At 42.2% G+C, this 9612-nt stretch carries 11 protein-coding genes; 6 read left to right on the forward strand and 5 right to left on the reverse strand.

The genetic code is table 11. The features are described 5' to 3' along the window. Nucleotides 1–417 precede the first annotated feature (417 nt). The gene (locus CAG60_RS03110; protein WP_158145042.1) at nucleotides 418–1650 is read left to right on the forward strand and encodes an L-lactate MFS transporter; all 1233 of its coding nucleotides are present in this window, start codon (nucleotides 418–420) and stop codon (nucleotides 1648–1650) included. Between the two features lie 76 nt (nucleotides 1651–1726). Here CAG60_RS03110 and CAG60_RS03115 read toward each other — a convergent pair whose 3' ends face one another. Then, entirely contained in the window at nucleotides 1727–2164 is a 438-nt protein-coding gene (locus tag CAG60_RS03115) for a TM2 domain-containing protein (protein ID WP_154171112.1), read from the reverse strand. Between the two features lie 117 nt (nucleotides 2165–2281). Between CAG60_RS03115 and CAG60_RS03120 the strand changes: the two genes are divergently transcribed. Continuing rightward, nucleotides 2282–2470: a hypothetical protein gene (locus tag CAG60_RS03120; protein WP_004396488.1), complete on the forward strand. Its 189-nt coding sequence runs from the start codon at nucleotides 2282–2284 to the stop codon at nucleotides 2468–2470. 39 nt (nucleotides 2471–2509) lie between these two features. Here the strand turns inward: CAG60_RS03120 and CAG60_RS03125 are convergent, their stop codons facing one another. Both CAG60_RS03125 and CAG60_RS03130 read right to left on the reverse strand, forming a co-directional pair. Next, on the reverse strand, nucleotides 2510–3013 hold the full coding sequence (locus CAG60_RS03125) for an RNA-binding S4 domain-containing protein (protein ID WP_004396489.1): 504 nt from the start codon (nucleotides 3011–3013) through the stop codon (nucleotides 2510–2512). A gap of 127 nt (nucleotides 3014–3140) precedes the next feature. Continuing rightward, nucleotides 3141–3668, reverse strand: a complete 528-nt coding sequence (locus CAG60_RS03130; protein WP_161438266.1) for an NUDIX hydrolase — start codon at nucleotides 3666–3668, stop codon at nucleotides 3141–3143. A 170-nt stretch (nucleotides 3669–3838) separates the two neighbouring features. On the opposite strand from CAG60_RS03130, the gene CAG60_RS03135 reads away from it, so the two are divergent. Next, nucleotides 3839–4627 carry a siderophore-interacting protein gene (locus tag CAG60_RS03135; protein WP_161438267.1) on the forward strand — a complete coding sequence of 263 codons (789 nt, stop codon included), beginning with the start codon at nucleotides 3839–3841 and terminating at the stop codon, nucleotides 4625–4627. 88 nt (nucleotides 4628–4715) lie between these two features. Here CAG60_RS03135 and phnR read toward each other — a convergent pair whose 3' ends face one another. Beyond that, complete coding sequence (phnR, locus tag CAG60_RS03140; RefSeq protein ID WP_161438268.1) at nucleotides 4716–5435, reverse strand: phosphonate utilization transcriptional regulator PhnR; 720 nt, start codon at nucleotides 5433–5435, stop codon at nucleotides 4716–4718. Nucleotides 5436–5675: 240 nt separating this feature from the next. Between phnR and rnk the strand changes: the two genes are divergently transcribed. Beyond that, nucleotides 5676–6086: a nucleoside diphosphate kinase regulator gene (gene rnk, locus CAG60_RS03145; RefSeq protein ID WP_161438269.1), complete on the forward strand. Its 411-nt coding sequence runs from the start codon at nucleotides 5676–5678 to the stop codon at nucleotides 6084–6086. Between the two features lie 53 nt (nucleotides 6087–6139). Here the strand turns inward: rnk and yjjG are convergent, their stop codons facing one another. Continuing rightward, nucleotides 6140–6814 carry a pyrimidine 5'-nucleotidase gene (gene yjjG, locus CAG60_RS03150; RefSeq protein WP_004396500.1) on the reverse strand — a complete coding sequence of 225 codons (675 nt, stop codon included), beginning with the start codon at nucleotides 6812–6814 and terminating at the stop codon, nucleotides 6140–6142. A 94-nt stretch (nucleotides 6815–6908) separates the two neighbouring features. Between yjjG and elbB the strand changes: the two genes are divergently transcribed. After that, nucleotides 6909–7559, forward strand: coding sequence for an isoprenoid biosynthesis glyoxalase ElbB (elbB, locus tag CAG60_RS03155; protein ID WP_161438270.1), 651 nt, complete (start codon nucleotides 6909–6911; stop codon nucleotides 7557–7559). A gap of 588 nt (nucleotides 7560–8147) precedes the next feature. After that, complete coding sequence (gene cqsA / locus CAG60_RS03160) at nucleotides 8148–9329, forward strand: alpha-hydroxyketone-type quorum-sensing autoinducer synthase (RefSeq protein WP_004396503.1); 1182 nt, start codon at nucleotides 8148–8150, stop codon at nucleotides 9327–9329. The last annotated feature ends 283 nt before the right edge of the window (nucleotides 9330–9612 follow it).

Here is a 9612-nt window from a genome sequence, read left to right on the forward strand (position 1 = left end):
TAGCCATTATACGACGCACGCTTTGTTTGGTCTGGCTTGCTTACGGGGTGTATATTGCCACAGTTATAAGAAAAGAAAAGCCTTTTTTTAGAATTTCAGTTTGTTTGCTTGTAAAATAAACAAATTGATTTCAATGGGTTAAGTTTTAATCTTGTCAGGTCAAATGAGAGGCATTTTTTCTCCCGAAATGTCAATTTTGTTCGCCTAATCAGCCCTATTCCATCATCCACAGAAATAGTTCATGCTTCTACTAAACCACTATCAATTATTTTCTTCAATCGAATGTGAAAAGTGATTCCAATCACACCGATATTGGTTATAATCCGCGCGCTTTGTGATTTGTGTTGATAATTGCAAACTAATTTTTAACTAATGCCGTTGGCATTTTCCTGAACTGACCTTTGAGTATCCCAACTAATGAGCAAGATTGATAAAGCGCTACGTATTCTTCTAGCTGGTTTTTGTATCAACCTTTGTCTTGGCATCCTATATGCTTGGAGCGTATTTAATAAAGCGCTCGTCAATGATTTTGGCTGGAGTGCAGCCGATGCTTCGTCCCCTTATGCACTTGCCACTATCGCTTTCTCGGTTTCATTGCTGATCGCTGGTGTCTTACAAGATAAGATGGGACCCCGTAATATTCTTATTCTTGGTACCTCGTTAACCGGATTAGGCATGATTGCCTCCGGATTTGTTTCATCGGTTGCTATGCTCAATATCACTTTTGGGATCATCACTGGTGCCGGCATTGGCTTTGGTTATGCTTGTCTATCACCATCGGCCATGAAGTGGTTTCATCCTTCAAAGAAAGGGATGGTTAATGGATTAATTGCTGCTGGATTTGGCTTAGCCGCTATTTATCTTGCTCCTTTAACCTCAGCACTGATCACTCATTATGGTATTCAAACTAGCTTTATTTTACTGGGTATTGGTGTACTGGTCATTGCAGTACCGTTAGCATGCACCATCAATAATCCGCCAAGTGATTATGTGCCCGCTGAACCAACATTAAAAGCTGGTCAGCAAGCGAAAAAAGTTTCTATCAATAATGATATGACATGGCGAGCCATGCTAAGAACTCCACAGTTTTACGCCTTATGGGTCATGTATGCCTTAGCCGCATCGGTCGGCTTAATGATTATTGGTAATATAACCAATATCGCCAGCGTACAAGCAAGCTTACCTAATGCCGTTTATCTTGCCTCTATTTTAGCGATTTTCAACTCAGGTGGGCGCATTGCTGCAGGTGTATTGTCCGACAAAATCGGCGGCGTAAAAACTCTACTGATCGCCTTTTTACTGCAAGGAGCCAATATGATGTTGTTTGCTCAATTTGACTCTGAATGGACACTGATCATCGGTACTGCCATCGCCGCTGTCGGTTACGGTACGTTACTTGCTGTCTTCCCATCGATCACTGCTGAATTTTATGGCTTGAAAAATTACGGCACCAACTATGGCGTTCTTTATACCTCATGGGGTATTGGTGGCGCAATTGGCGCAGCCGTGGTCGGCTACTCGATGACCCATGGTGGCGGTTATCAGCTGGCTTACAGTATCTCAGCCGCGATGATGGCACTGTGTATTTTGCTGGCTTTAGTAACCAAACCCATTACTCGCCCCGAAGTATTAGAGTTGAAAACCGCTTAATCTTGCGGCTCAACATTTTCCCCTAAAAAAACGCGCTGCTCTAAAAAGGCAGCGCGTTTTTATATACTCGGACACTCTAAAACCAAGGTTTACGACTCAGAATATAGGTCTGCTCGAACTCTTCATCGGACCTCGTCACATAAATAAGAAACTCAACAAAAGCGATAATCCCAATGATCGCTGAAGGGATACCAAGTAACAAAAAGCCTAACAGAAAGGCAAACAACATGATCAACCCCTGTTTGATATACCCTAAGTAAAACTTATGTACCCCTAGCGAGCCGAAGAAAAACGCCAGTAAAGCGGCCACAATTTTCTTCGATGATTTACTACTCGGTAATGGATAAATCGCTGTGGCTTGACCATCCTGAACAAAAAAATCAACAGTAAGACCAATTTTTGGTCCTTGTTCGCCTTTCCACTCGTATATTGTCAGTGGATATCGATTACCGTCCTCACCGGAAATAAGCCCAGTGTGGTCGAACTGATTGAAATCAATAACAGTGCCTTTCATTTTTACTTATACCTCAGATAATGAATGTTGCCATCTCTGCACATTCCCAAAACAGGGTATATACTAACCATGAATAGCCAGTAACTCCCAACTCACGTAAACAACCGGAGGTGTGAGATGAACATTAGAGATAACATTGATGCTTTAGAGCAACAAATTTATGTTGCGTGTTCAGAAGGTGATTTCCAAACGGTCAACCACCTTGAAAAACAGTTAGAGCAACTTCGAGGGAAAATGGAGCATCCTTTCGATGAAGACCCTTATGCACTCGAAGGAAGAACGTTTATTGACGATGATTGGCGATAAATAACGCAAGGGAGTCATTGGCTCCCTTGCTATATCACACTAAAAAAAGCGGATTCGACTGCGTCCACTTTCGTTATCAAGTTGATCATCAACGACTGATGTATCGACACTTTTTTTGCTTGTCTTATTCTTAATCTTATTTTTTGCTTTCTTTTGGTCAGTTTGACGGTTTGAGCTCTGAGTGAGCTTAGATTGCGTATTTTTAGCTTTAGGTGCCGAAGGCGTGGCTTTTTTCTTAGTTGGCGCTTTTTCTGCACTTAATGGACGTTCAATCGTTTCCGTCACTGGCGCATCACAGATCACCAGATAATATTCTTGATTGAACTCAATCAAATCACCATCGTACAATTTACGACGTTTGCGCGCTTCTAGTTCGCCATTCACCGCAACGTAGCCTTCAGCGATGACATGCTTCGCTTCTCCACCACCGCTCACTGCATTCGCTAATTTGAGTACTTTGTATAATTCAATCGGCTGATTATCGACTTCTACGCCAATCGCTTCAATTTCTACTTCTTGCTGGTCGTCAACACTCTGACTCATGATCATTTCTCATTCAATATTTCGCGCTAGTGTATACCGAATACACTCACAGACAAGACCAGAAACAGGGCTTGTCATACCTATCTTAGCCAACAAGACTGTCGATTAGGCGGTATCATGACTTATTTTAGGGCTTCATCGCCATTTCTTTAGCAATTAAACGTAATAAAAAGGTTTCTCTTTCAATGCTCATGCCTTTTTTATCACTGCTGGCAATTGTCTGCTCATTATGAGCAATCGCTTGATGGATATTCACCCACATCGGCCGCATGCCATTTTTTATTTCATAATCTTCAAAACGAGTATCACCTAACTGACGATCAGCTTTACAAGTATAACAGTAGGAGATCATATGCATCACATCCGCATCATCTCGATACCAAGGACGAAATTCTTCATAAATACCATAAGGTTGAATATGGTGAATATTGTTAGCACCCGTCTCCTCTTCGAGCTCACGGACTAAACCTTGAATAATATCTTCATGCTCATCAATGCCCCCACCAGGTAAGGTGTAATCATGATAACGCTCAGTATAGAGCAGCAAAATATCATCGCCATCGATAACGATCGCTCGTGCAGCTTGGCGTTGGACAATAGTGTGTTGACTGAGTTCCGTCACCTCGGGATGCGTCGCGGTGTGTAAATGTTTCATAAACTACCTTATTATTTCTTAATGACCGATTTTATCATGATCCTTAACGCGGCGTGAGACTCGCTCTGTGTTTTTCTGAATAGATAGAAACGACAACGATTATCATTGCCGAATGATTCATTTACCGCTAAGGTAATAGAGAAAATGATTCCCTACTTTGATGAATAAATATGGCAACTCAAGAAAAACAACGTGACTTCTATCGGGTTACAGTCACCGAGACCAAGCGTCTTTCTCCGAACATTCAACGTATTACGCTACAAGGCGACACGATTGCCCATTTTGGTGAACAAAGTGTTGGCGGCTACTTTAAATTGGTTTTTACCCCACAAGGTGATCCTGACCTCTCGCGTTTAACCCCAACCGAGCGACCGATTTTACGCACTTATACGATTCGTGAATTCAACCCTCATAGCAATCAAATGACGGTCGATTTCGTCCGACATATTACCGAGGATCTATCCTGTGGCTTTGCCGCTCGCTGGGCAGAAAACGCAAAAGTGGGAGATGAAGTATTCATCGCCGGACCAGGTAAAAGCCAGGGCCCGAATTGGGCAGCCGACTGGGTCTGTCTAGCTGCTGATATGACAGCACTTCCTGCTCTAGCAACAACACTAACGAGCTTAGACCCAAAAACTCAAGGCTATGCCGTAATTGAAATTTCTCATCCTGACGATCAACAACCTTTAGTTGCTCCACCAGGAGTCAACATCATCTGGGCTCATACTGATCAGGGGGAGACATTAACTCAGACGGTAAAAGCTCAACCTTGGTTGGCGGGACTTTGCACCGTTTGGTGTGCTTGTGAATTTGAATCAATGCGTGAACTTCGTCAATATTTTCGCAATGACAAGCAAGTGGAACGCGATCATATATACATCAGCAGCTATTGGAAAAATGGCGTGACGGAAGATGGACATAAAGTGCTAAAACGAGAAGACGCAGAAGCCAATAGTTGAGGCTAACTGACTTCTGCCTATCATTGGTTTAGGCTTAATTAAAACGCGGCTTGATACTCTACTTATATCCCGTCGCGTTTTATCATTTTTAATCGTCGTAGCATGGTTCCTGCATCGTCAACAAAGATTCAATCACAATGGCATCGTGACGCCAATAACTTATCTCCGTATCGATTAATCCACCTTGTGCATCATACCTCACTCGCTCAATAACCATCGCTGGCGTTCCTTGCGTTGTACGCAACGCTTGTGCCATCTCCCCCAAGAGAGATCGACTGGTAATACGATAGCGTATCGTTGCACACTCGGTAAAAAAGTGTTGCTGATAAAGCAAGGTCAGTGATTGGCTTAACTCTAAAGTCAGTAAATTCGGAAAACGCTCTGGGCTTAGATAATTGGTCACAAAAGCAACTGGTCTCTGCTCTAAGCAACGGACACGCTCAAGATGATAGACTTCTGAAAAAGGCTTGAGCTGCAATAAACGACTGGCCTGCGGATTGGCTAAACTACTTTTAGCCGTGAGCAATTGAACCGTTGGAACACGTTGCTGAGTTTTTGCCAATTGTTCAAACGTTAGATTTTGCGTTGGGTCATAACGCAGTGGCGAAGGAGAAATAAACCAACCACGGCGATCTTCTCGATAAATCCGCCCTTCGGCCTCAAGTAAAGAGAGTGCCTCACGCAACGTTACCCTTGTGGTTGAGAATGATTCAGCCAGCTTACGTTCCGAAGGCAGTTTTTGTCTGGCGGATAACTGACCAGAGCTTATCTGTTCGATGATAATGTCTTTAATCGCTAAATACTGCACGATAGTCCTTGATTGAAATGATAGTGCTGATATGCATATCGACCGCGCTAAATGTAGAGTCTAACCATACCTGACATGTCGATAGTAGCGCAAAAATGTAAAACTATGGGCATATAGATTGTATTTTCTCTCCATTCGGTTTATGTTCTATAACACAATAGGTGCCAAGCGGTACCATTAAATCAGTTTCTATGCCGCCCTGATACGTTCAGGGCGGTATTTCTTTTTGGAGAAAATAAAATGCCAAACAATAATAACGCGATTATCGTGTCCACTCTGGATATGGATCGAATTAGCGCACTGATGGACAAACTACCTAAGTTGTCTAAAGAATTAGAACGTCTAGAAAATGAACTCGACAGAGCCACCGTGTTAGCGCCTGAAGAGATTCCGGCGGATGTCGTCACCATGAATTCTACTGTGAAATTTAAGTTTCAAGGCAGTGACGATGTGATGCAAAAAACCTTGGTGTACCCTCATGACGTTAAGAGTAACGATGATATTTCAATCTTTGCTCCCGTTGGTAGCGCACTACTTGGACTTTCTAAAGGCCAACAACTGACTTGGCCAATGCCAAATGGCGTTGAGCGGACCATCGAAATCATCGATATTATCGATCAACCTGAGCGCAACGGCGAATATAACCGCTAAACGCTTTGACCTGATGCAAAGGCTAACTTTGCATCAGGTTTTACCTACCCCAATTAAGCCAGCAAAATCGTTTTTAATTCGTGTAATGAAGCCACTTCATAGTGCGCGTCGATACCACTTGGTTTTGGATGTTGATGAGTATTCAACCAGCATGTCTCAAGTCCAAAGTTCAATCCACCTAAAATATCAGAGTGTGGATTATCCCCCACCATTAATACTTTTTCCTTAGCTGGGTGGCCCATCATTTCCATGGCATAGGCAAAAATACCCGCATCCGGTTTAGCTATACCAATCTGTTCTGAAATCACGATATGCTCGAAATAGTGCTTCATGCCGGTTTTGGTTAATCGAACATCTTGTAGCTCGGTAAATCCATTCGTGATGATGCCAAGCTTTGCTTTACCACGTAATGCCTCCAATAATTCTCGGGCCCCTGGTAACAAAGTACAGATGTCCGCCATCGCGGTCAAAAATGCGCTATTTAATTCAGCCGGCGTGGTATCCAATTTTGTTGCCCAGAGTTCGAATCGCGTGTGCTTTAGCTGTTCTGCCGTAATGTCACCATTTTGGTAGTCCACCCATAAAGGCTTATTAACCTCTTGATATTCCATAAAATCTTGCTCAGTGAAATCCACGCCTTTACGGGAGAACATCAACTGCATTCCTTTAAAAGAATCAAAATGGAATAAGGTTTCATCCGCATCAAACAAAATCCAATCGTACTTCATCATTTACTCCTCAAATTTGCTGAGCAAGTGTAGATTGTTTTTAATAAGATGTTAATCTCATATTAGATCCGTTAACTGATTAAGGAGCAGAGTAATGAAAAAGATTGCTGTAATATTAAGTGGATGCGGGGTTTTCGATGGCGCTGAAATTCATGAGTCGGTACTTGCCCTTTATGCGATTGAAAAACAAGGTGCGCAATGGGCCTGTTTTGCACCGAATGTTGAGCAAACGCAAGTAGTTAACCATCTCACTGGTGAGATCATGTCTGAAACTCGGAACGTACTGGTTGAATCAGCAAGATTGACTCGTGGTAAAGTACAAGACATTGCGGAGCTCAATGTTCAAAATTTTGATGCATTACTGCTCCCAGGTGGATTCGGCGTCGCCAAAAACCTCAGCGATTTTGCAACCAAAGGAGCCAACTGCACGCTCAATGAGCAAGTCGCTAAGGTCTGCCATGCCTTTGCTCAAAGTGGTAAACCCGCCGGTTATTTATGCATCTCTCCTGCACTCATCCCGCTTATTTATCCAACCGGAGTAGAAGGCACCATTGGCCATGACCAACAAACGGCCAATGCATTTAATCAAATGGGCGGAGAACACGTGAATTGTCCCGTTGATGATTATGTTTACGATCAACGTCATAACGTTCTCTCGACTCCAGCTTATATGTTGGCCGAAAATCTATCACAAGCAGCACTCGGCATTGATCGATTAATTAAACGTTTAATTCAGTTGGCCTAAAGCGAGTCACTTTTATTCGAGACTAATAACATTAAATTACTATGCTTGATATACCGCTGAAGATATCCCTTTTCGGCGGTATTTTTTATTGCTGATTTGACTGTATATCGAAACTACTTTGATTTTTAGCAATGTGCAGCGCCAGTGATAAATTTGTCTGGTGTAAATGCTCACCACCGTAGATTGATAGTTGGTGAGAGCGAGGATATCTCTCACTATCATTTGGTATACGGAGTAGACAAACCTACAGCAGCTACCCCTTTTCTACTTGAATGCAGCGGTGTTGGCTACGTTCGTTCACCTCAATCACGTAGCCTGTCTATGCTCATGGGGACTCACTCACTTGCTGCCTTCCTGCAACTCCAAGTGGTTTGGGTATATAAATAGTAAGCAATAATTTGAGCTATTATATTTATTACACATTAATTAGGCTCTCTGAGCCTACGGATCAACAACACATAATAAAGGCACTATAATTGAGTTTGCTAACACGAGCAAAATAATAATATTTCATTAATGACATTATTTTTTTATACGACAATATATCCTTTGTCAGCTGGCGCTTACTTTCAACAAAGGATATTAACCATGAAATATGGCACCTCAAAAAAACAACTACCTGAATTTATTCAACAACGATTAGATTTATTTATTAACGACCTTATTGATAGTAATAATAATGGCAAACATTTGGTTCTAGGCAAGCGTCCGAGCACTAATGATATTATTTTACAGAGTAATGATTACCTTAGTTTATCTCATCATCCGCTCATTAAGGCTCACTTAAAACAAGCCATCGATGATAGTACCGATAGTGTGTTTATGTCGGCGATCTTTTTACAAGATGAGGCTGACAAACCTGATCTTGAGCAACAGCTTGCCCAATTTGCTCAATTTGATACGTGTCTACTTTCGCAGTCTGGCTGGAATGCGAATACCGCACTATTACAAACGATCTGCTCAGCCGATACCAACGTCTATATCGACTTTTTTGCTCATATGTCACTTTGGGAGGGAGCTCGCTATGCCAATGCTCATCTGCACCCTTTTATGCATAATCACTGTGATCATTTAGTGAAGCTCATTAAACGTCATGGACCCGGATTGATCGTGGTCGATTCTATCTATAGTACAATTGGTACTGTCGCCCCATTAGCAGATTTAGTTGCGATAGCTAAACAGTATGGTTGCGCTATTTTAGTTGATGAGTCCCATTCACTCGGAACTCATGGTCCTAAAGGTGCCGGTTTGCTCGCTGAACTTGGTTTATCATCACAGGTTGATTTTATGACGGTGAGTTTAGCGAAAAGCTTTGCTTATCGAGCTGGCGCTATCTGGGCGAATAACCATGTTGATCGCTGTTTACCTTTTGTCGGTTATCCCGCGATCTTTAGCTCGACAATTCTGCCTTATGAAGTCGCAGCGCTCAGTGCTACGTTATCGGTAATCCAATCGGCGGATGAAAGAAGAAAACAACTTTTTCGTCACAGTGAGCAGTTACGTCATGGCTTACTTGAACTTGGTTTTACGATTCGTAGTCAATCGCAAATTATTGCTTTAGAAACAGGCGATGAACGTAATACCGAAAATGTTCGTGATTTTCTAGAGAATAATGGCGTATTTGGCGCAGTCTTTTGTCGCCCTGCCACGGCAAAAAATAAAAACATTATTCGATTATCGTTAAACAGCTCACTAAAAGACTCTGACATTCAAAAAATTCTCTCAGTCTGTGAGTCTGCGATACACAATAAGCAACTCTATTTTAAATAATTAAAGATCGATTCAAGGAAAGAGAATTATACCCAAACAACTTGGAGTTGCAGGTAGGCGGCAAGTGAGTTCATCCCCATGAGCATAGGCAGACTATGTGATTGGGGTGAATGAATGCAGCCAACACCGCTGCAGCTTAAAAGAGGAAGGATATAGGATACAGGGGGAAACCTTGTATCCTATAACCAATCGGCCACTTTATTTAATAATTTATCTTTATCAGCAGGTTTAACAATATAATCATTCATTCCAGCACGGTAGAGACGATTTATCGTTTCTGAGC

Source organism: Vibrio sp. V33_P6A3T137 (genome assembly GCF_009904835.1).
GTDB classification, from domain to species: domain Bacteria; phylum Pseudomonadota; class Gammaproteobacteria; order Enterobacterales; family Vibrionaceae; genus Vibrio; species Vibrio metschnikovii.